Origin of the sequence: Alcaligenes sp. 13f (assembly GCF_020496585.1) — a bacterium.
Lineage (GTDB): Bacteria > Pseudomonadota > Gammaproteobacteria > Burkholderiales > Burkholderiaceae_B > Alcaligenes > Alcaligenes phenolicus.
Window position 1 is genome coordinate 78,814 of sequence record NZ_JAHKKC010000013.1, and the last position, 21,907, is coordinate 100,720.

The 21,907-nt window shown below is 56.4% G+C and carries 18 protein-coding genes and 1 pseudogene; 9 read left to right on the forward strand and 10 right to left on the reverse strand.

The annotated features are described in order from the left end of the window. Positions 1-99: 99 nt before the first annotated feature. The 4 genes from KOE80_RS12660 (at position 100) to KOE80_RS12675 (ending at position 5,591) form a co-directional block, all read left to right on the forward strand. Positions 100-1,326, forward strand: a complete 1,227-nt coding sequence (locus tag KOE80_RS12660; protein WP_026482877.1) for a fatty acid desaturase — start codon at positions 100-102, stop codon at positions 1,324-1,326. After that, positions 1,323-3,617 carry a UvrD-helicase domain-containing protein gene (locus KOE80_RS12665; protein WP_226349264.1) on the forward strand — a complete coding sequence of 765 codons (2,295 nt, stop codon included), beginning with the start codon at positions 1,323-1,325 and terminating at the stop codon, positions 3,615-3,617. Before KOE80_RS12660 ends, KOE80_RS12665 begins: the two co-directional genes overlap by 4 nt. 391 nt (positions 3,618-4,008) lie before the next feature. Then, positions 4,009-5,229: a sulfite oxidase gene (locus tag KOE80_RS12670; protein ID WP_170978564.1), complete on the forward strand. Its 1,221-nt coding sequence runs from the start codon at positions 4,009-4,011 to the stop codon at positions 5,227-5,229. Positions 5,230-5,282: 53 nt separating this feature from the next. Continuing rightward, on the forward strand, positions 5,283-5,591 hold the full coding sequence (locus tag KOE80_RS12675; RefSeq protein ID WP_052159170.1) for a c-type cytochrome: 309 nt from the start codon (positions 5,283-5,285) through the stop codon (positions 5,589-5,591). 32 nt (positions 5,592-5,623) lie between these two features. On the opposite strand, the gene KOE80_RS12680 is transcribed toward KOE80_RS12675, so the two are convergent. The 3 genes from KOE80_RS12680 to KOE80_RS12690 form a co-directional block, all read right to left on the reverse strand. Beyond that, the gene (locus tag KOE80_RS12680; protein WP_226349265.1) at positions 5,624-7,516 is read right to left on the reverse strand and encodes an alkaline phosphatase D family protein; all 1,893 of its coding nucleotides are present in this window, start codon (positions 7,514-7,516) and stop codon (positions 5,624-5,626) included. A 123-nt stretch (positions 7,517-7,639) separates the two neighbouring features. Then, a complete protein-coding gene (locus KOE80_RS12685; protein ID WP_083053752.1) occupies positions 7,640-8,017 on the reverse strand; it encodes a hypothetical protein in 378 nt (125 codons plus the stop codon). 23 nt (positions 8,018-8,040) lie between these two features. Continuing rightward, a complete protein-coding gene (locus KOE80_RS12690) occupies positions 8,041-8,688 on the reverse strand; it encodes a TetR/AcrR family transcriptional regulator C-terminal domain-containing protein (RefSeq protein WP_009455727.1) in 648 nt (215 codons plus the stop codon). 98 nt (positions 8,689-8,786) lie between these two features. Between KOE80_RS12690 and KOE80_RS12695 the strand changes: the two genes are divergently transcribed. From KOE80_RS12695 to KOE80_RS12705, 3 genes are read left to right on the forward strand one after another with little or no spacing between them, the layout of a single operon-like run. Further along, positions 8,787-9,929, forward strand: coding sequence for an HlyD family secretion protein (locus KOE80_RS12695; RefSeq protein WP_115635123.1), 1,143 nt, complete (start codon positions 8,787-8,789; stop codon positions 9,927-9,929). A 2-nt stretch (positions 9,930-9,931) separates the two neighbouring features. After that, positions 9,932-11,458, forward strand: coding sequence for an MFS transporter (locus KOE80_RS12700; protein ID WP_226349266.1), 1,527 nt, complete (start codon positions 9,932-9,934; stop codon positions 11,456-11,458). A 42-nt stretch (positions 11,459-11,500) separates the two neighbouring features. Further along, positions 11,501-11,884 carry a DUF4148 domain-containing protein gene (locus tag KOE80_RS12705; protein ID WP_226349267.1) on the forward strand — a complete coding sequence of 128 codons (384 nt, stop codon included), beginning with the start codon at positions 11,501-11,503 and terminating at the stop codon, positions 11,882-11,884. 117 nt (positions 11,885-12,001) lie between these two features. Here KOE80_RS12705 and KOE80_RS12710 read toward each other — a convergent pair whose 3' ends face one another. Further along, on the reverse strand, positions 12,002-13,216 hold the full coding sequence (locus KOE80_RS12710) for an arabinose transporter (protein WP_226349268.1): 1,215 nt from the start codon (positions 13,214-13,216) through the stop codon (positions 12,002-12,004). A gap of 85 nt (positions 13,217-13,301) precedes the next feature. On the opposite strand from KOE80_RS12710, the gene KOE80_RS12715 reads away from it, so the two are divergent. Then, on the forward strand, positions 13,302-13,937 hold the full coding sequence (locus tag KOE80_RS12715) for a TetR/AcrR family transcriptional regulator (RefSeq protein ID WP_226349269.1): 636 nt from the start codon (positions 13,302-13,304) through the stop codon (positions 13,935-13,937). 69 nt (positions 13,938-14,006) lie between these two features. Here KOE80_RS12715 and KOE80_RS20550 read toward each other — a convergent pair. The 5 genes and pseudogenes from KOE80_RS20550 to dapD form a co-directional block, all read right to left on the reverse strand. Further along, positions 14,007-14,096 (reverse strand): annotated as a pseudogene (locus tag KOE80_RS20550) (hypothetical protein); the annotation flags it as partial. Positions 14,097-14,348: 252 nt separating this feature from the next. Then, positions 14,349-16,274, reverse strand: coding sequence for an ABC-F family ATP-binding cassette domain-containing protein (locus tag KOE80_RS12725; protein WP_226349271.1), 1,926 nt, complete (start codon positions 16,272-16,274; stop codon positions 14,349-14,351). Then, positions 16,271-17,194 (reverse strand): 50S ribosomal protein L3 N(5)-glutamine methyltransferase, encoded by a 924-nt coding sequence (prmB, locus tag KOE80_RS12730; protein ID WP_226349272.1) that lies wholly within the window; start codon positions 17,192-17,194, stop codon positions 16,271-16,273. Before prmB ends, KOE80_RS12725 begins: the two co-directional genes overlap by 4 nt. Further along, on the reverse strand, positions 17,188-18,324 hold the full coding sequence (gene dapE / locus KOE80_RS12735) for a succinyl-diaminopimelate desuccinylase (RefSeq protein ID WP_226349273.1): 1,137 nt from the start codon (positions 18,322-18,324) through the stop codon (positions 17,188-17,190). The genes prmB and dapE overlap by 7 nt, the downstream gene beginning before the upstream one ends. Positions 18,325-18,326: 2 nt before the next feature. Further along, positions 18,327-19,145 (reverse strand): 2,3,4,5-tetrahydropyridine-2,6-dicarboxylate N-succinyltransferase, encoded by an 819-nt coding sequence (gene dapD, locus KOE80_RS12740; protein ID WP_026482863.1) that lies wholly within the window; start codon positions 19,143-19,145, stop codon positions 18,327-18,329. Between the two features lie 883 nt (positions 19,146-20,028). On the opposite strand from dapD, the gene KOE80_RS12745 reads away from it, so the two are divergent. After that, positions 20,029-20,934, forward strand: a complete 906-nt coding sequence (locus tag KOE80_RS12745) for a hypothetical protein (RefSeq protein WP_226349274.1) — start codon at positions 20,029-20,031, stop codon at positions 20,932-20,934. Between the two features lie 120 nt (positions 20,935-21,054). Here the strand turns inward: KOE80_RS12745 and KOE80_RS12750 are convergent, their stop codons facing one another. Continuing rightward, positions 21,055-21,822 carry an AraC family transcriptional regulator gene (locus tag KOE80_RS12750; RefSeq protein WP_226349275.1) on the reverse strand — a complete coding sequence of 256 codons (768 nt, stop codon included), beginning with the start codon at positions 21,820-21,822 and terminating at the stop codon, positions 21,055-21,057. Positions 21,823-21,907: the final 85 nt, after the last annotated feature.

Genomic DNA, 21,907 nt, shown 5'->3' on the forward strand with positions numbered 1-21,907 from the left:
TAAAGCAAGTTCGTCCTTAAATAGTGTTATTGTTAACTGGTTAGGTGGGCTACACTTTTCCGGTTTCCCTTAACACAAAGATCAGGTCTAAAAGGGTCTATGCAATCGTTTCTTTCTTTTCTTGCTGACGGATGGCTGCAACTGTCTTGGTGGCAGCTTACTCTCGTCATTCTGGCGGTGACTCATGTCACTATTGTGTCAGTTACCGTATTTCTCCACCGCAGTCAGGCGCACCGCGGGCTGGACCTGCACCCAGCGCTGATGCATTTCTTCCGTTTCTGGCTCTGGATGACCACCGGTATGGTCACAAAAGAATGGGTTGCGATTCACCGCAAGCACCACGCCAAATGCGAACGTGAAGGCGATCCCCATTCCCCTGTGGTCTTTGGTCTGGGCCAGGTATTCTTCCGTGGTGCCGAACTGTACCGCCAGGAAGCCACCAACCCTGAAACTTTGAAGCGTTTCGGTCACGGCACGCCCGATGACTGGCTCGAGCGCAACCTGTACAGCAAGTACAGCATGTTGGGTATTACCATCATGTTGGGTATTGATCTGTTCCTGTTCGGTCTGCTGGGTCTGACTGTCTGGGCTATCCAGATGGCCTGGATTCCTTTCTGGGCTGCCGGTGTGGTGAACGGTCTGGGTCACGCTATCGGTTACCGCAACTTTGCCAGCCCTGATACCAGCACCAACGTGTTCCCTTGGGGCATCATCATTGGTGGTGAAGAGCTGCACAACAACCATCACGCTTACGGTACGTCCGCCAAGTTCTCCAGCAAATGGTACGAATTTGACTTGGGCTGGTGCTACATCTCGGTGTTCAAGGCACTGGGTCTGGCCAAGGTCAAGAAGGTTGCTCCCAAGCTGCGTCTGGAGCCTAGCGTGCCTTCGAATGCTCCGCTGGAAGGCATTAGCCTGGCAACCTTGCAGGGCGTGATTACTCACCGCTACGAAATTCTGGCCCGCTATGCGGACATCATCAAAACCACGGCCTCGGAAGAAATCGCTCGTCTGAAGCCACAAGTGAACAAGGACAACCCGAATTGCTCCTGGTCCCTGCTGGAAAGCTGCAACGACTGGATCGGTCGCGGTGACGACGTTCTGGCTCCCGAGCAGCGCGCTGAACTGGAAACCGTAGCGGCTGGCGATTCCCGCCTGTCCATCCTGGTTCGCATGCAGCGTGAACTGGCTGGTATCTGGGAAAGCTCCAGCGCCTCCAGCGAGCAGTTGCTGTCCGACCTGCGCACCTGGTGCCAGCGCGCTCAGCAAAGTGGTATTGAAAGTCTTGAGCAGTTCGCCTTGCGTCTGCGCCGCTACGCGGCATGATGGATCGCTTAAACCCGGAACAGCGAGCCGCCGTTACTTTACCCTCTGGCCATGCCCTGGTGCTGGCCGGAGCGGGTAGCGGAAAAACCAGTGTACTGACCTCCCGAATGGCCTGGTTAATCCAGACCGGGCAGGTCAGCCCACATGGCCTTGCTGCTGTTACCTTCACCAATAAAGCCGCGCGCGAAATGCTGACGCGGCTTACTTCTTTATTGCCTATCGATACCCGCGGAATGTGGGTCGGGACCTTTCACGGCCTGTGCAATCGCCTGCTGCGCATGCATTACCGTGATGCCGGTCTGGTGCAGACGTTCCAGATTCTGGATACGGCAGATCAGTTGGCCTCCATCAAGCGTATGGTCAAGGCCAATAATGTGGATGACGAGAAATTTCCGCCCAAGGAAATTCAGAAGTTCATCAACACCTGTAAAGAAGATGGCCAACGTCCTGGCGACCTGGAAGCGCACGACCCTCACCGCCGCCGCCTGATCGAGCTCTATCAGCTTTATCAAGAGCAGTGCGAACGTGAAGGAGTAGTGGACTTTGGCGAGCTGCTGCTGCGTGCCTACGAGCTGTTGTCCCGCAATGCCCCGATTCGCGAGCATTATCAGCGCCGTTTCAAACACATTCTGGTCGACGAGTTTCAGGACACCAACGTGCTGCAGTATCGCTGGTTGCGTCTTTTGGCCGGCGATCAGGCCTGCATGTTTGCCGTGGGCGACGATGACCAGTCCATCTATGCTTTCCGTGGCGCGAACGTGGGCAATATGGCCGACTTCGAGCGCGACTATGCCCGTGGCAATGTGATACGCCTGGAGCAGAACTACCGTTCCTGCGGCCATATTCTGGATTCGGCCAACGCGCTGATCGAGAACAATAGCGGCCGTCTGGGCAAGAATTTATGGACCGATAGTGGCGAAGGCGAGCTGGTACGCATCAGCGAACTGGCCTCGGATGCCCTGGAGGCTCAGTGGATTGTGGACGAAGTCCGCGCCCTGATCGCCGAAGGCAAGCCACGCCGTGAAATTGCGATTCTGTACCGTAGCAACGCCCAGTCTCGGGTGATTGAACACAGGCTGTTTTCCCAAGGCCTGCCCTACAAAGTGTATGGCGGCCACCGCTTTTTCGAGCGTCAGGAAATCAAGCACGTACTGGCTTACTTGCGGTTGATGGATAACGCGGACGATGACACCGCTTTCTTGCGCGTCGTGAACTTCCCGACTCGTGGGATAGGTGCGCGCTCTGTGGAGCAGCTGGCTGATCTGGCGCGTGAGCGTGGTACCAGCTTGCTGCGTGCCATTCCTTACCTGCAAGGACGTGCGGCTGCCAGCCTGATGCGTTTCTCGAACCTGATTCAGGATATGGCCAGCCAGGCGCAGATCCTGTCCTTGCCCGAGCTGATTGAGCACGTTGTCCACGACAGTACCTTGCTGGCCCATTACCAGGCCGACCGCGAAGGTGCCGAACGGCTGGAAAACTTGCAGGAGTTGGTCAACGCGGCCACGGTTTTTGTGGGTGAAGAAGGTTTTGCTGAGCTACCCGCAGGTCGAGTCCCTGAAGCGGTAGCGGGCGAGTCCGAGCAGGCTATGCAGAACCCGGATCAACCGGCTGCCTCTGTGCTGGCTCCCATGTCGCCTTTAGGCTCTTTCTTGACTCATGCTTCTCTGGAAGCAGGGGACAATCAGGCCCAGGCTGGCCAGGACGCCATTCAGTTGATGACGATCCATGCAGCCAAAGGCCTGGAGTTCGATGCCGTCTTCATTACCGGTCTGGAAGAGGGCTTGTTCCCGCATGAGAACAGCTTGTTCGACCCTGGTGGGATCGAGGAAGAGCGTCGTTTGATGTACGTGGCGATTACGCGGGCGCGTCAGCGTTTGTACATCACTCTGGCGCAAAGCCGCATGTTGCATGGCCAGACGCGTTACGCCATGCGTTCGCGCTTTCTGGAAGAGCTGCCGGAGCAACACATCAAATGGTTGTCGGCCCGCTATACCAGTACACCCGTGCAGTCAGAGGCCAGTTCGGGGGCCTTCCGTCGTGGTCAAAGCTGGGAGTCCAAGGACAAGAGCTATTCAGCCCAGCCTTACGGCGGTCGCAGTCACACCAGCGTGCTGGAAGTGAATGGTCAGACTTTCCGGGTGGGGCAGGGTGTGCATCACAACCGCTTTGGTGAAGGCACGATTATTAATCTGACGGGTCAGGGTGACGATGCCCAGGCCTTGATTCAGTTTCGTGAAGTCGGCAGCAAGACTCTGGCCCTGGCCATTGCCAAACTGGATCCTGTTAGCTAAAAAGCGAAGCAACGACTGAATCAGTTAATCGCAGTTTGAAGGCCCCCGGAAACTCCGGGGGCTTTTTTATGGCCTGCCCTATGTCATGGAAATTTTCAAACAGCCGCAGTTTTTACAGCCGTTTTATTTCAAGCCCTTCATTTTTACTCTTCATCGTGCTCGACGCGGATGCCTCCCAGGAAAAATTTCTCACCTTATTTCACGTTTTGGATAAACACAGAGATTGCAGGGAAACCCTTGTTTCAAGCGACTTTCCCGTTTTTGTCTTCCTTCTTTAAAGCTCTATATGATCGTTATATATAAGGGTTATAGATTCTAGTTATAAAGCTGGTGCCCCCATAAAATCGAAGCCTAAATTAATTACAGATAACAAACACACATGGAGGCGATCATGGAACCTAGCAATCTCTCACGCCGGCGTATGCTTTTGTCGACGGGCGGGGTGATGGCCCTGGCCGGTACAGCAAGCTTGACTCCTTTGTCAGCGGCACTGGCTCAGGAAAAGGCAAAAACGCAGGCCAAGGCCCTGCCAGCCTATGCATCCTGGAAACATGCCGACAGCTTGATTGTGCATAGTGCCAACACTATTGAAACCAAACGCAGCGCTTTTGGCTCGGGTTTGATCACGCCGCTGGATCGCTTGTTCGTGCGTAATAACGTGGCCCCCCCATCCGAGCAGATCGTGGCTGATCCGGACGCCTGGGTGCTGTCGATCAAGGGTGTGAAGAACCCGAAAGACATGAGCGTCGCCGAGCTGAAACGCCTGGGTCTGGTGGCTGTGCCCATGGTGCTGCAGTGTTCGGGTAATGGTCGTGCTTTTTTCCCTGAAAAACCCAGTGGTACTCAGTGGACGGTAGGTGCCGCTGGCTGTGTGGTCTTTACCGGCGTGCCGATCAAGGCCGTGCTGGAGGCTGTGGGCGGCATGGAGGAGGGCGCCAAGTACATGACCGGTCAGGGCGGCGAGGAAATTCCTCAGGGGCTGGACCCGAACACCATTATGGTAGAGCGTTCGATTCCCCTGGAAGCCATTGATGACGCTATCCTGGCCTGGGAAATCAATGGTCAGCCCATCCCCTTGGCTCACGGCGGCCCCTTGCGCTTGATCGTGCCGGGTTACACCGGGGTCAATAACGTCAAGTACATCAAGCAACTGGCGTTTACCAAAGAGCAGTCTGCTGCCAACATTCAGCAAAACAGCTACCGTTTGGCGCCTGTGGGTGAGAAGTCCAACCCCAATCAGGAGTCGGTTTGGGAAATGCCTGTCAAGTCCTGGGTGACCAGCCCTAGTGGTGAGCCTGGCGAAGAACTCAAGGCCGGCAAGGTACAGATCCAGGGCTTGGCTTTTGGAGGCATGTCGGCAGCCAAAGAAGTGGAAGTGTCCGTGGATGGTGGCAAGAACTGGGTGAAAGCGACGTTTGTAGGCCCTGATCTGGGCAAGTATGCGTGGCGTCAGTTCGTTGCAGGCGTGGATTTGAAACCAGGCAAGTACGAGATTGCCAGTCGCGCTACCAGCGAAGCAGGCACGGTACAGCCTGAAGAGCGCGTACCTAATAACCGTGGCTATCTGAACAACAGCTGGCGCGACCACATGCTGGCTGTCACGGTCGTTTAAGTCTTGAATGTTGTACCCGCCCCGTTAGCTCGGGGCGGCTATGGAAGGGAATCATGAAGAAATATCTAGTTGCTGCAGTATCTGTATTTGTTTTTAGTACTCAAGCCTACGCTCAGGAGCAAGGCAAGGAACTGTTTCTGACAGGTGCCAAACCCATTGCCTGTGCGGTCTGTCATACCTTGGCTGATGCTGGTTCAGCCGGGGCCATTGGTCCGGATCTGGATGAACTCAAGCCAGGCAAGGAACAGATCCTGAAGGTCATGAAAGAAGGCATGGGCGCCATGCCTTCTTTTGCACAAACCATGAGTGACGAAGAGCGTGATGCTGTCGCCACCTATGTCAGCTCTGTAGCGGGTCAGTAAGTTCCACCTGCTGTAGCCAGACGCTAGCCGCCTTACCCTTTCTTCTCCTGATCCGGAGGCAGAAATTCGGTAGGCGGCTTTTTGTTGGCATTGTGATGCAGGATGCGGGCGGGGCGACCTTCCTCATCCAGCCAGATCTGGCCGATTCCGGAACCATTCCATACCCGTTCTCCATGTTTGCGCTGATCCGGCAGACGCGGGCTGATGCTCAGGTCACGGCGTTGCGTAAACCAGTTCAGAGGGGATCGCGGCGAGTAGAGCCAGCGGTTCAGCCGATCCAGCCAGTTCAATAAAGCTTCCGGAAATTCGTTCTTGATGCCGCTGCTGGTCACTTGCCAGATATGTGGAATATGCCCGCTATGGCGCACCTGTACATCGTAGACAAAGGAGTAGTGCACATCGCCGGACAGAATCACGTAGTTTCCGGGTGTGCGTGAGTGCCTGAAGATGTTCAGCATGGTGTTGGCAGCCCCTCTGTGGGCCATCCAGTTCTCGGCGTCCACCGTCAGGGCAAAACCCGCGTACGTGCAAATGCTTTGTATGACTTCGATCAGCTTGACGCCAAACATGGGCGTGGGCGACACAATGATGGCGGCGCGCTCATCCAGCAATTCGTGTTGAAGCTCGGTCAAGGATTCCCAGTCCATCAGTCCGGACGGGCGACTGGGCAAACGGCGTTTATGCCAGCGGCGCGTGCGTGTATCCAGCACGATCAGGGTAGGCTGGGTGCGCAGCACATAGTCCCATTGGCGAAACTCCAGCAGTTCCTTGATCAGCGCATCTTGAGCTTCATGTTCAAGACGCTGATATTCATCCGGCTGGCTGGTCCAGGCGGTCACCGTATTCAGCACCGACTCAAACACCTCGGGCCGGTTGCCCCAACCCTGACACAACATATAGGCGATCAGGGCATTGCCTACGATCTGCCGTGAAAAAGGATGGCCATAGGCGACGCTTTCCCATTTCGCAGACAAATTCCAGTCATCGGTGATGTCGTGGTCGTCAAAAATCATCAAGGTTTGCACGTGGGCCAAAAGGCGTGCTGCTTGGGGCAGGTCCTGACGGAAACCTTCCAATGCCAGTGCCTCGCGTTGCCAGCGTTGCTGATGCTTGGGCTCCAATTGGGGAGGCTCAGGCTCTGGAATGATTTGCCATGGGATGGGGGACCAAACCAGCAAATACATGGCCATGACTTCGGCCAGCGTGACCAAGTGATTGTGTGCGTTGGCAGTGGTGAAAATCGGTTTTTCCACACCACCAAAAAAGCGCTCGCGCAGATCTTCGTTGGATTTGAAGGCAGGCAGCAAATCCGCACGTCGGTAGTAGCTGGCGGGGTGCCGGTAAAGCGATTCGCTATCCGAGACGACGGCGCCTTCCAGATATTCCCCATACAAGCCTAGCCGCTCAATCAAGGCATGAATGGCCGCCAGCATGGGACCGGCCACATCGTCGGCGTAAACCTGATCTCCGGACAGCATCAGCAAGGCAGGCCGGGCATGGGCCTGGGTAATGTGCTCGCTCAAGACTGTGTCTGCCTGAGCCAAACCATCGCGTGCGGCGTGATGAGGCTTGCGGCAGGAACCAAACATCAGATTGTCAGCGCGGCTGGCCAGGACAAAGCTGGGCCGGGTTTGACCCTGGTGCAGCAGATGGGGAGCCCAATCAGCAATCCCTTGCTCCGGTCCTCCTTCGATTGAGGCGAGCAAATCGTAGTGAACAAGCGTGTCTTGGGGCAGGGCTGTAGTTAGCGGTACATCCAGAAAGTGGATATAGGCCTGCTTGCCCAACTGTACGATGCGACAGTGCTCGCTACTGAGCGAAATACGCTGGGGAGCGGCACCCTCTGCTTGCAGGACCAGGTCCAGGGTCAAGGCCGAACTGCCAACCAGCCATAGCACCAGGCGCCGGGAATCGAGGCGACGCAAAAGAGGGCCTGCCAGTACAGGCGGCAGTGTGGGGAGATGTGGGGAGAGGCTCAAACGGGTGACAGCCAAAATCAGAAAAGATAATGGACAGTGTAGGGCCTATAAAGTTGCAACTCGTACTGCTTAGCTGTCTGCGACTTCCGGGCTGGCAGCCAGAAAAGCGGTAACTTGCGCGTCCAGATCGTCCTCATGCACTACGCGGACTGGAAAGCCGAATTTTTCGCTCAAAGGGGCGACAAAGGCATTCAAGGAAAAGGCCATCAAGGCATTGCTGACAACTACCAGGCTGGCGGCACAGGACACGCTCAGACGGCTGCGGTTGGCCTTGATCCATTGCGAGAACTCCTCCTTGTCCGTGCCTTCCTCTGCACCAGGCAGCTCGCGGGTCAGCAAGACAAAGCGTTGTCCTTGATCCAGCAAGGCTTCCAGTTCCGCTTTCCAATTGGATGGGGCGCTGTTCGAGATCCAGATACGGGGGAATTCCTGTGTAGCAACGTGCATGTGCGGGTCCTGAGAATGTCTGTTTATGATTTGTTTTGAATGCGCTGCTTTGTACCATCAATCAACAGGTTCAGGCCAGTGATAAAACGGCCCGTAAAGTCATCGGAAAAAATCGCCTCACGTGCCTGCCAGTTGCTGGGGTACTTTTCTTGAGCCAATTCTAAAAAAGCCTGTTTGCGTAAAGACAGGTCCAATGTGCTGCCAGGCCCCAGAGCCTGTTCCTCCATGACAAAACCCAGAATGTAGTAAATCAGGCTAAAGCTGGCCTCGGCAGCAAATTGGCTGTCTGCGCCTGCCTGCATGAAAGCGGACAAAAAGGCTTCGCTGGTGCGCAGCACATTGTCGGTGACTACATAGGTACCCGCAAAGACTCGAGCGCCGTCTCGTCTTTGCAACAGGGCCTGCCGGAACTCCAGACCCAGATGCCGAACTTGTTCATCCCAGGCTTGGTTGCTTGGGCTGTGTCGCGCCACGTTTTCTACCAACGCGTCAGCCATGCCATCAATCAAAGCTTGCTTGGCATTGAAATGCCAATACAGCGAGGGGGCCTGGATATTCAGGGCCTGAGCCAGTTTGCGCAAAGTCAGGCCTTCCAGCCCCTCCTGGTCCAGCAAGTCCAGCGCTGTCTGGATGATGTGTTCACGTTGAATACGGGGCGCTTTTGTTGCCATGTTCTCTCCGATATTTGCAATCTAACGCTGTTAGTGTATCATTCGCTCATAGACTAACAGTGTTAGGTTGTGATTTTTGATTGAGCAGGGATACGGTTATGAGCACCTCAACAACTTCAACGGAACGCAAAGCGCTGGGCCTGCGGCTGGCTCCTTGGCTGGGCTGCCTGGCCATGATTGGGCTGCTGATTCTGGCGACCACGCAGTGGAACGAGTGGACCAGTAGCCGCCGTATACAGAGCACTCAGAATGCTTACGTGAAATCCGACTTTGCGGTGCTCAGTGCCAAGGTTTCGGGCTACGTGAAAGCCTTGCCCTTGGGGGATTATGAGCAGGTCAAGGCGGGGGATCTGATTGCGCAGATTGATCCGGCCGATTATGAGCTTGCCGTGGCGGCAGCGCGGGCGGAACAGTCCAAGGCGCAGGCCCATCTGGACAATCTGGACGGTGAAATTGCACAGCAACAGGCGCGTATTAAAGAGGCGCAAGCCAAGCTGCGCTCCGTGCAGGTGCGCGTGCGGCAATATCGTAATAATCCTTCGCGTCAGGCAAGGCTGGTCAAGGAAGGTGCCTTGTCACGGCAAGGCTATGAAAACGCCCAGGCCGATCTGGATGAGGCAATCAGCCAAGGGGAGGCCGCTACCGCGCAAGTGGAGCTGGCGAAAAACTCCCTGAAGGTTCTGCAGGGGCAGCGTGCGATTCGTACCGCTGATTTGAAATCGGCTGAAGCTGCCTTGGAGTCTGCTCGTCGCAATTTGGGCTATACGCGGATTGTGGCCCCTTTTGACGGGGTCTTGAACAAGCGTCATGTGCAAGTAGGCAGCTTGTTGAACCAGGGCACGCAGATTGTTTCCATCGTCCCCCTGGAGCAGGCCTACGTTATTGCAAACTACAAGGAAACGCAGCTTGCGCATGTGCAGCCTGGGCAGCCGGTGGAGTTGACCGTGGATGGCTTGCCCGGTGGCAGTTGGCGGGGGCGCGTAGTAGAGATTGCACCCATGAGCGGGGCCGAGTCTTCCTTATTGCCTGCCGATAATGCCTCCGGGAATTTCACCAAAGTGGTGCAGCGCATACCGGTGCGTATTGAGCTGGAGCCGGGCCAGGCACAGTTGGAGCGTCTGCGCCCCGGTATGTCGGCACAGGCCGGAATCGACACGGCGGGTTCCCACGTTGCGGCTTATGACATGCCGGGTTTGAAACAGACTCGTCAACTGGCCGTCGTTCGGGCTCAGGAGGGCTGACCATGCCGTTCTCCAGGCTGATGGCTAATACGCAAACCGCACGCCCCATCCTGACCGTGATGGCGATCTTCCTGGGCGCGGTCTTGACCACCGTGCAAGGGCGTCTGTTTTCCGCTGCCTTGCCAGACTTGCGCGGCCAGTTTGGCTTGGATGTGCTGGAGGCGGCCTGGTTGGGAACGGCCTTGAATGCGGCGCAGTTGATCTCCATGCCGATTGCGCCGTGGCTGGCAACCGTAATCGGGCCGACCCGGGTACTGCTGGTGCCCAGCCTGCTGTTGGGCTTGGCCGCCTTTTTGATCCCTTTCTTTGCCCATCATTACCCCGTCTTGTTGAGCCTGCACGGACTGGCCGGACTTTGTCTGGGGATTTACCTGCCACTGACGATGTCCCTGGCTTTGCGCAGCGTGCACCCTCGGCTTTGGCTGGCTGTCATGGCAGCGTACAGCTTGCGTGTTTCAACCGGCATGGATGCGGGCTATGGCACATCCGGTTTTTTACTGGAGGAGTTCAGTTGGCATTGGGTGTATTGGCCCACTGCTTTTGTGGGGCCAGTGATTGCGTTTCTGGCTTGGAAAGCCATGCCGTTGACGCCTATAGATCGCGACCAATTGCAAAACGCCGATTGGGGCGGGATGGCCTTGTTTTGTACGGGTTTGGTGCTGGCCTTTGTCGGGATAGAGTCCGCGGAACGGCTGGGCTGGACTGATTCCGGTCTGGTTGTTTCTGCTCTGCTCGGTGGCTTGGTGCTTGTGGCGGCCGCCATAGGACGTGGCATGCGCAGGCAGAACTCCTTTGCCAGCCTGATGGCTTTGAGCAATCGAAATATCCGTGTGTGCCTGATTATTGCCTGCCTGTTCGGCGTGCTGATGACACCGACGTCTTTGCTGATCCCCAGCTTTCTGACCCAGATGGGGGACTTGAAACCCCTGCAAGCGGGTGCTGCCACCTGGATTGCGTTTGGGGCTTACCTGGCCTCGACTCCGCTGGCGATCTATCTGGCTCGACGTCTTGAGCCACGCCTGATGATGATTCTCGGCCTAAGCATCATCGCCTTCACCGCCTGGCTGGGAACTCATATTAGCCACGACTGGCGTGTGGAGCAGTTTGTTTCGATCCTGATTTTGCAGTCTGTGGGCGAGAGCACCATGTTGATCGGGTTGATTGCTGCTTTTGTGACCAATCTGAATCCTCAACATGGAGTGGCTTTGGGTGTGTATGTCCCCATTGCTCGTGTCTTTACGCCTGTTGCCGCCGCCACGCTGGTGTCTACCTGGCTGCGCATGGCAGGCGATATCAGCCGCAGCAGTCTGAGTAGCCATCTTGTAGAGGGTGACCCTCTGGTTATGGAGCGGGCTTCGGACGGCGTGGCCGCCTTGGCTCGCATTCTGGCTCGTGAATCACAGGTCGCTGCACAGATCAGCGCCTACAACCTGGTGTTTTGGTGCAGCTTGCTGGCCTTGTGTCTGGCCGTGCTGCTGCGTTCTTCACCTCCCAATCCCATTGCGCCTCCTTTTGCTCGACCTGTTTAGGTCCTGGCGGAGAGGCGGTTTTTTTTATCAAGGAGATTCATTATGAAATTAGGTTTATGGACAGTGGCTTGCACGGCTTTGATTGCTTCAAGCGCTGCTTGGGCGGCTGACGGATCTGCACAGGTGCAGGGCCAGAGCTACAGCAAGAGTCGCGCCCAGGTTGTGCAGGAATTGGAGCAAGCCCGGGAACAGGGGCTGATCAGCGTCGCTGCGCACGGTTACCCCAAAGTTCCACAAGGTCCGGCTAAAACGCGCGCTCAGGTGGTTCAGGAGTTGCAAGAGGCTCAACAAGCCGGTTTGCTGGATTTTGCAGACGATGAATATCCAGTCCTGCCTGCGGACAGTGCTCATAAGACGCGTCAGCAGGTAGTGCAGGAGCTGGAACAAGCCAGAAAACAGGGCCGCCTTTTGTATGTAGCTCCATAAGGCTGTCTTGAGCTGCCTTTGCGGTATTTTGTTTAAGGTTTAAAAAGGGACTGAGACTGCCTAACGGCAAGCTCAGTCCCTTTTGCTTTTATGAAATTGCTTTTGCGGGAACGGGGTTCAAACTTGGGCTATAGGATGACGCATCAAACGCAGCGCCACCAGTATAGACAAGCTAACGACCACTGCACTGAACAGATAAATCGCTTCCAGCCCCCAGGTTCCTGCGACTGCGCCCAGGGCAGGGCCGGTGATGCCCAAAGAAATGTCCAGAAAGGCGACATAGGCGCCCATGGCGACACCTCGGCTTTCGGGTGGTGCGCGGCGTACGGCCTCGACACCAAAACCAGGAAAGGCCAGAGAATAACCCCATCCGGTCAAGGCTGCACCCAGGTACGCAATGGCAGGGCTGTGGGCACCCCAGATCAGCAAGAGACCCACTGCTTCCACCAGCACGCACAGCAAAGCGACGCGTGCCCCGCCCAGCTTGTCAGGCAGATGACCAAAGAACATGCGCGCAGCAATGAAGGCAAGCCCAAAGGCAGTGAATGCCAGCGAAGCATTGCCCCAGTTGCGATCAGCAAAGAGCAGGGCGATAAAGGCGGTCAGACTGCCAAAACCGACACTGCATAGCAGCAAGCCCATACCGGCGCCCCAGACCAATCCCAGGACTTGGTAGAAAGGGGTACGACGTAGCGCAGTGGGGGCGGTGGCGCGGACCTTAAGCAGCATCACCAGGGAAATCAAAGGCAACAGCGTGACGGCGACGGCGATACCGTTAAAACCGTACTCCTGGTTCACCACAACACCCAGAGGGGCGCCGACGGCGTAGGCGCCGTACATGGCCACACCCACCCAGGCCATGACTTTGCCTGCATTTTGCGGGCCAACCAGGCCGATGCCCCAGCTCAAGGCACCCGTCACAATCAGGCTTTCACCGCAGCCCAGCAAGATACGGCCAATCACCAGCACCCAGACCGATAGGGTTGGTGTGCTGACAAAGCTCAACGAAGCCAGATAGGCCAGGCCGGACAAGCACATCACCATCAAGCCCAGCATGACGGCGTGCTTGGAGCCTTGTGTATCAGCCAGATTCCCGGCCCAGGCACGGGAGAGCAAAGCGGCTGCGAATTGAACACCGATAACCAGGCCCACGACCAGCGTACTCATCTCCAGCACATTGTGTACATGCAAGGGCAGTACGGGCAGGGGCAGCCCGATACTTAGAAAACTGACGAACACGGCCAGCGTGATAGGGAGTAGCGTTAGAAAAACATGGGCGGCAGGTGGCGACTGCGCCTTCGAGGTGGCTTGCGCCGAATTGGGTACAGACATGAAACACTCCAAACATGAGTAATTGCTCGATATTTGAGATAATATGAATAATTGCTCACATCGAAAACTCGCATTCGGAGTTCTTATGCAAACGCTCCCTCAAGCCCGTCGTATCCCGCGTCAAAGCCGTTCCCGGGCTTTGGTGGAGGCGATTTTGGAGGCAACAGCTCGCGTTTTGTCCGAGCGTGGCTATGCTGGCACCAATACCAATGTGGTCGCGGAGGTGGCTGGAGTCAGCGTGGGCTCGGTGTATCAGTACTTCCCGAATAAGGACTCACTGATTGCCGCCTTGCATGAAAGCCATGCTTTGCAAATGAACCAGGCTATGGAAAGCAGTCTGGCCGATACGCAGTCCCTGGGGTTGCGGGGGCGTTTGAGTGATCTGGTCAAAGCCTGGTTGGCCGCGCATCGGGTGGACCCGGAATTGCATCGGGTACTGGAAAAGGATTTTCCTTTCTTTGATGCGCCAGCCAGCGAGAGCCAGGCTGATCAAAGTATTCGTGACCGCATTCGTCAACTGCTGGAAGAGCACCGTAGCGAGGTTGCCCCGCAGGATCTGGATTTAGCCACCTGGGTAGTAATGCAAAGTCTGGAGTCCCTGATTCATGGTGCGATCATTCCGCCCGGTGTGCCGTATCCACCGGAGCAGGTGGAAGAAGCCATTGTGGATTTGCTGTGTGGGTATTTGGGCTGTGCGAGCCCTGGGAAAGCGGGGAAGTGAGCGGAGTTGTCGAGCCGGTTTTCGAGTGAGTTTTGGCTCACATGAGTTTGTTGTTGTTGTTGTTGTTGTTGTTGTTGTTGTTGTTGTTGTTGTTGTTGTTGTTGTTGTTGTTGTTGTTGTTGTTGTTGTTGTTGTTGTTGTTGTTGTTGTTTGCTGGCCGGACTCACCTTGGCTAAACGTATGCGCTGAATGGCATACAGCAAAACGAAGAACGAGATGACATAGCCAAGTTTACGAGTGTATAGATCCTCTGCTCATAGTCCTGGCTCAGATACCCAGGAGTCAGCAAACTCGTAAGGCTTCGATGTGCGTTTTGCAGACCATCAAGAGCTTCCAACAAAAAGGCGCCAATCTTTGTAGATATGGCGCCTTTTTTCTCAGGAGTTCACGAGCAGAACGGAGTCGATAGGCCTAGACCTGTCGCCCAATCTCTTCCATCGCTTCCTGAATTTCCAACCATTCTTCTTCCAGCGTTTGATGCGTTTTGGTGAGCTCACCATGTTCGGTCATCAAGGCGGGCCGTTGGTCCTTGTAGCTGTCCGAGTAAAAGTCGGGGTCCTGCATCAAGGTATCCAGCTCCTGCAAACGCAGCTGAGCTTTCTCCATGGCCGACTCCACTTTCTTCAAGCGGTTTTCCAGGGGCTTGCGTTGTTGGGCCTGCCGTTGACGCAGCTCGGCTTCCTGACGGCGTTGAGTCTTTCGGTCTGTACCTTCAGCACCTGTATCCGCACGCGCTTCCTGGCGAGCTTCCGAGCGCGATTGCGCGCTGCGGGCCAGTAGCCAGTCGCGGTAGTCTTCCAGGTCGCCGTCAAACTCCTGAACCTGGCCATCGGCCACGATCCAGAACGAATCAACGGTAGAACGCAGCAAATGGCGATCGTGCGATACCAGCAGTACGCTGCCACCGTAATCAGCCAGGGCTGCCGCCAAGGCTTCACGGGTATCCACGTCCAAGTGGTTGGTTGGCTCGTCCAGCAGAAGCAGATTGGGTTTTTGCCAGACAATCAGGGACAGGGCCAGACGCGCCTTTTCACCCCCGGAGAAGGGAGCGGTCAGGCTGGTGACCATATCACCGCTAAAACCGAAAGAGCCCAGGTAATTGCGCAGTTCCTGCTCGCGCACATCCGGAGCCAGACGGGCCAGATGTTGCAGGGGAGTGGAGTCGGGGTCAATGGAGTCCAACTGGTGCTGGGCAAAGTAGCCGATCACCAGACCTTTGGATTCCAGGCGCTCGCCCCTGATAGGTTCCAGCTTGCCAGCCAGGGTTTTGACCAGTGTGGATTTACCCGCACCGTTCATCCCCAAAATACCCACACGGGCACCGCCGCGCACCATCAGACGGACCTGGCTCAAAATGGCCTTGTCCTGACCGGGGTAACCCAGATCGGCTTGATCCAATGTCAGCAAGGGATCGGGTGTGTATTCGGGCGAGGGCAGGCGAATGGAAACGCTTGAGTCGTCGCGCAAGAGCGTCACGGTCTGCATGCGGGCCAAAGCCTTGACGCGGCTTTGTGCCTGCTTGGCCTTGGTGGCCTGGGCCTTGAAGCGATCAATAAAGCTTTGCAGACGCGCGGCTTCACGGGTTTGACGCTCGTAGGCGATCTGGCTTTGTTGTACGCGCTCGGCACGTTGCACCAGAAAGTCGTTGTAGCCGCCTTTGTAGCGAACCAGCTTGCCTTGATCCACGTGCAGAATCGAACGGGCCACCGCATCCAGAAACTCGGTGTCGTGCGAAATCAGCAGGACCGTGCCGGGATAGGAACCCAACCAGCGTTCCAGCCAGAGCATGGCGTCCAAGTCCAGGTGGTTGGTGGGTTCGTCCAGCAAGAGCAGGTCAGAAGGTGCCATCAGGGCGCGGGCCAGGGACAGGCGCATTTGCCAGCCACCGGAGAACTCGCGCACGGGCAGCATCCACTGATCGGGGCGGAAACCCAGACCGGCCAGCAGTTGCTCGGCACGCGAGGGGGCGGACCAGGCATCGGCTTCGATCAGGGCGTTTTCCAGTTCGGCAATGGTTTGGCCATCGCTGTCGGGCGTATTGGCACGTTTTTCCTGCAAGGCACGCAAGCGCTCGTCGCCATCGATAACAAATTCGCGGGCAGGGCGGTCACGGTCTGGAATGGTTTGGCGCACACTGGCCACTTCCCAGACTTCGGGGATGCTCAGGTCACCCCCGTCCAGATCCAGCTCGCCTTGCAGCAAGGCAAACAGCGAGGATTTACCCGCACCGTTCTTGCCCACAATGCCCAGGCGCTCGCCCGGGTTGACGATGAAATCAGTATTGTCCAGCAGGACTTTGACGCCGCGACGCAGCGTAATTCCAGTTGCGCGTATCACAGAGCCAGTTGCTCCCGGCTTAACAAGAGAATCTGGTCTTCAGCGGTTTCCGTGCTCAGCCAGATCGGCTCCAGCTCCGGGAAAGCGGCGATGAAATTGTCGTACTCATTGCCGATTTCCAATACCAGCACACCTTCGGGTGCCAGGAAGTTGGGGGCCGCTTCCAGAATGCGACGCACCAGATCCATACCATCGTCGCCGCCAGCCAGGGCCAGTTGTGGCTCGTGCTGGTATTCCTTGGGCAGGTTTTGCATGGACTGCTCATTCACATACGGTGGGTTGCAAATGATCAGGTCGTAAGCGGTTGGCGGCAATTGATCCAGCAGATCGCTCTTGTACAAGCTCATGCGATCGTTCAGCTCGAAGGCATCGATGTTTGACTGGGCCACTTCCAGCGCGGCGTCGGACAGATCCACGGCATCGACCTGGGCTTGTGGGAAGGCCAGTGCCGTCAAAATAGCCAAACAGCCCGAGCCAGTGCACAAATCCAGGGCGTTGTAGATGGCATCGGGGTCCGCAATCCAGGGTTGCAATTGCTCTGCCAGCAATTCAGCAATGGGAGAGCGCGGCACGATGGTGTCAGCGGTGACGCGGAAGCGATGGCCTTGCAGCCAGGCTTCGCCAGTCAGGTAGGCGGCGGGCACGCGCTCGTTGCAGCGTCGCGCGACCAGGGCCAGATAGGCAGCGCGCTCGGACTCCAGCACGGTGGCATCCAGATACGGGTCCAGCGTGTCCAGGGGCAAATGCAGGGTGTGCAGCAGCAGATAGGCGGCCTCGTCCCAGGCATTGTCACTGCCATGGCCAAAGGTCAGCTGACAGCGGTTGAACTGACTGACAGACCAGCGCAACAAGTCACGCACGGTGCGCAGTTCCTGCTGGGCTTCCAGCAGGGAGGAATGATCGATGCAAGGGCTTAACAAAGCAGGGATTCCAATGTACGGCGATAAATGTTTTTAAGAGGCTCAAGATCAGCCACAGCAACGTGTTCATTGATTTGATGGATGCTGGCGTTGAGCGGGCCAAATTCGACCACTTGAGGGCAGATTTTAGCGATAAAGCGGCCATCCGAGGTGCCGCCTGTCGTGGACAGATCGGTTTCCACGCCGGTTTCGGTTTCAATGGCCTTGGCAAGAGCCTGGCTTAGCGGTCCGGCCTCTGTCAGGAAGGGCTCGCCACCCAGTGTCCATTCCAGTTGGAAGTCCACACGATGACGGCGCAGGATGGACTCCACTTCGGCTTGCAGACCGGCAGGTGTCTGCTCGGTGGAGAAGCGGAAGTTGAAATGCACATCCAGCTGACCGGGGATCACATTACCCGCGCCGGTGCCGGCATGAATATTGGAAATCTGAAAGCTGGTGGGCGGGAAATCGATATTGCCGGCGTCCCACATGCGGTCTGTCAGTTCGTGCAGCGCAGGGGCGAATACATGCAGCGGGTTGATGGCCAATTGCGGGTACGCCACATGGCCTTGGCGACCCTTTACGATCAAGTGGCCGGACAGGGAGCCGCGACGGCCATTTTTAATGGTGTCACCTAATTGGCGCGAGCAGGTAGGTTCGCCCACGATGCAGTAGTCCAGTTGTTCGCCACGTTCTTTCAGGACACGGCACACATGCACGGTGCCGTCGGTTGCGGGGCCTTCTTCATCCGACGTCAGCAGCAGGGCAATCGAGCCCTTGTGTTCAGGATGGGCCTGGGTAAATTCCTCAACTGCGTGGATGAAGGCCGCAATCGAGGCTTTCATATCCGCCGCACCACGGCCATACAGCTGACCGTCGCGCACGGTGGGTTCAAACGGGGGCGAGTCCCAGGCCGCTTCCGGCCCGGTAGGAACCACGTCTGTGTGACCGGCAAAAACAAACAAGGGCGCCTGGGTGCCACGGCGGGCCCACAGATTGGACACCGGGCCGCTGGGCAGATGTTCCAGGCTAAAGCCCGCTTGCTCCAGCCTTGCGCCCAGCCATTGCTGGCAGTGGGCGTCCTCAGGGGTGACCGAGGGGCGGGCAATCAGGGCTTTGAGGGTGTCTAGTACAGAATTGTCAGTGCTCATGTTCAGGCGCGAAGTAAATCATTAATACTGGTCTTGGCGCGGGTACGGGCATCCACACGCTTGACGATGATGGCGCAGGCCAGGCTGTACAGCCCATCGGCCGAAGGCAGGGAACCAGGGACCACTACCGAACCGGCAGGGACACGGCCCTGGTAAATCTTGCCTGTTTCGCGCTCGTAAATTTTGGTGCTTTGCGACAGGAAGACGCCCATGGCCAGCACCGAGTTCTCTTCCACGATGACCCCTTCCACCACTTCGGAACGGGCACCGATGAAACAGTTGTCCTCAATGATAGTGGGGTTGGCCTGCAGAGGCTCCAATACCCCGCCAATACCGACGCCACCTGACAGGTGAACATGCTTGCCGATCTGGGCGCAGGAACCAACGGTGGCCCAGGTATCCACCATGGTGCCTTCACCGACATAAGCGCCGATGTTCACAAACGAGGGCATCAGCACGACATCGGGGGCTACATAGGCGCCTTGGCGTACCACAGCACCGGGAACGGCGCGAAAGCCTGCCTGGGCAAACGCAGCCTGGTCGTGCTGCTCGAATTTCAGAGGCACCTTGTCATAGAAGGGAGCGGGCTCGCTGGCCATGACGCGGTTTTCGTTGATCCTGAAGGAGAGAAGAATCGCTTTCTTGACCCAGTCGTTGACCTGCCACTGTCCGTCGATTTTCTCCGCCACACGCAGGGAACCGTAATCCAGCTTTTCGATCACGGTATGGATGGCCGTGCGCAGTTCAATGCTGTGTTCTTGGGGGGAGAGGGAAGCTCGCTGTTCCCACGCCGATTCGATCAGACTTTGGAGGTCGCTCATAGGCTAGGCTCTGTGAATGCAGGCCGTCTTTGGCAGTATCGGGATACAGAAGGCGCATGATGCGCGGTTTACCACCGCAGCGGCCGAGCTTGAATGGAGGCAACAGGATAACCGAGTCTGCCCCTTCCATGCACGGTTTTGTGGCTTTCTTTGTCGCTTTTGAGGACAGATGCGTGTGGGATGCAGTCTGTCAGCAAGGTCAGGAAGGTGGTGAGTTGGCCAAGTGAACTTCATGTGCAGATGTGAATGCGGAGGTCTGCAATATCTGTATTGGATTTTTTCTGTTTACTTTACTTCTGAAGTTGTTTTTCTTTTTTCTTTTTTCTTTTTTCTTGTGGTTCGATAATTATTTTTCTACTTACCCTTGTTTTTCTTATCGCAGCTATTTTGTTTATTTATTATTGCTGCTGCTCAATTCAATCAGCTACGTAATCAAGTATTTCAAGATAATAAAAAATAAGCATGTATTGCCATACAAGCTTTGTGTGAAATTCTTGGGCGAGGCCTGATTTGCGGGTGTGTGCTGCCTGATCGTATAGCCTGCTTCTTTCTCGCTTGTCTCTGTAGGGCTTATGTAAAAAGGGTTTAACCCTTTTTCGTCCAGGGTCATGAGTCTATCCATGTTGAGAATGAGGTGGCCTGCAGCCATGCGCTTTGATTCGGTTTCTCTTTTTACATTTTATAAAATTTATCGATTTTTTATCTGCCTAGAATGAGCGTGAAGTGTTTTTTGCTGCATTCAGTTCTTGTTTTTCATTCAAACGGAGGGCTTATGCGATCGATCCTTTTATGGCTTCTGGGTGTTCCTATCCCTATCATCATTTTGCTGGCTCTGTTTTGGCACTAAGGTGCGTGCGATCACAATCTGAAATAAGGAATCATCATGGCTACAACGCAATTTGGTTCGGATGCAGGTTTGGGGACGCAAGCCGTGGCGGAGTCTTCGCACTCCGCTGTGTCTTGGGGCGCTGTCATCGGGGGCGCGGTTATTGCCGCTGCCATGACGGTGACCTTGCTGGTAGGCGGGACCGGCCTGGGTTTCATGGCGATTTCCCCGTGGAGTAATGACGGGGCCTCAGGCACCACGATGGCTATCGGGACGATTATCTGGCTTTTTGTCACGCAGATCATTGCCTACGGTATTGCGGGCTATGTCACTGGACGTCTGCGTACCAATTGGACAGGTGTTCACGGTGACGAAGTTCATTTCCGCGATACGGCGCATGGTTTTCTGGTCTGGGCCGTGAGTGCGGTTGTCAGCGTCTTCTTGCTGGGCTCGGGTGTCGCCTCGCTGGTCTCGGGTACGGCTCAGGCGGGGGCGAATCTGGCCGGGGCTGGAGTGGGAGCGGCATCGGCCATCGTAGGCCAGGCAGGCAAGGATCAGGCGCAAGGCCCTGGTTTGGGCTATTTCACCGACACCTTGTTACGTCCGGCAGATCCTGCCAATGCACCTGCTCAGACTGGCAACCCAGAACGTGAGGTTAGCCGGATTCTGGCTCGCAGCCTCAAAGAAGGGGAGGTGTCCCAGCAGGATCAGGATTACTTGCTGCGTTTGGTGGCCAACCGTACCGGCTTGACGCCCGAGCAAGCCAAGGAGCGCCTGGACTCCGTGCAAAAGCAAGTCAAGGAAACAGCCGACAAGCTGGAGCAGCAAGCTCGTGAAGCGGCTGACACCGCTCGCAAGGCTGCCGCTGCTTTCGCGCTGTGGGCATTTGCGTCCTTGCTGGTAGGTGCCTTCGTGGCCAGTCTGGCTGCAACGATTGGTGGACGGGCGCGTATCACGCGTTAAGCCCCAGTCATGATGCCAGGCCGCTTATAAGTTGAGGCGGGCAGTGCAGGCCCCCGGATGTCAGAGCTCCGGGGGCCTTTTTGTTTCTGCTTCCATCAAGTTGCTGTCTTGTCAGTTCCTTCAAGGAACACGAATAAAGTTGCTGGGTGCTTGCCCCAAGCGGCGCCGAAACATGGTGGAAAAGGCACTGGAGCTGTCGTAACCCAGATCCAGTGCAATCTGTGTGACGGATTGGCCTGCAGACAGCTTGGCCAGAGCCGCCAGCAGACAGGCTTGTTGACGCCATTCACTAAAACTCATGCCAGTTTGTTGCCGGAACAGGCGCGTAAAACTGCGCAGGCTTTTATTGATTTGCCCGGCCCACTGTTCTGGCGTGCTTTGAATATTGGGCTGACTTAAAAAGTCTTTGCAGAGCTTGGCCAGGGATGGGTCTTGAGGGATGGGGGCAAAGAGCGGCATGGTTTGCGCCAAACCGACTTCATGCAGAAGCAGTTGAGCCAAGGCGCCGTCGCGGCCATCTTCCTCGTACAGAGCGGGCAAGGCCAGGGAGGCCAGCAACAAGTGATGCAGCAAGGGCGTAATGACCAGCACTTCGCAGTGTGTGCTGCTGCGAGGTGCTGCTTCCGGCTCTATATATAAGCTTCGGGTGCTGGCGCTTTGCATGCGAACGCGATGGCGTTTGCCAGCTGGAATCCACACGCCGCTATAAGGTGGAATTACCCAGGCGCCATCGTCGGTTTCGACTTCCATCAGCCCGGTCATGGCATAGAGCATTTGCGCCCGTCGGTGCACATGAAAGTCCAGCAGCGTGCCCGGCGCGTAGTCCGTGCCAATCGCCAGCAAGGGGCGAGGGGTGGCATCTACGCTATCCAGTCGTACATTGTGCATAAGCAAGCCTCTGGCCGAAACGAAAGTATTGTTGACCGGTTTTAGCATGCCAGCCAAAGCAGGGCGACCTATTCTTGGGTTTTGT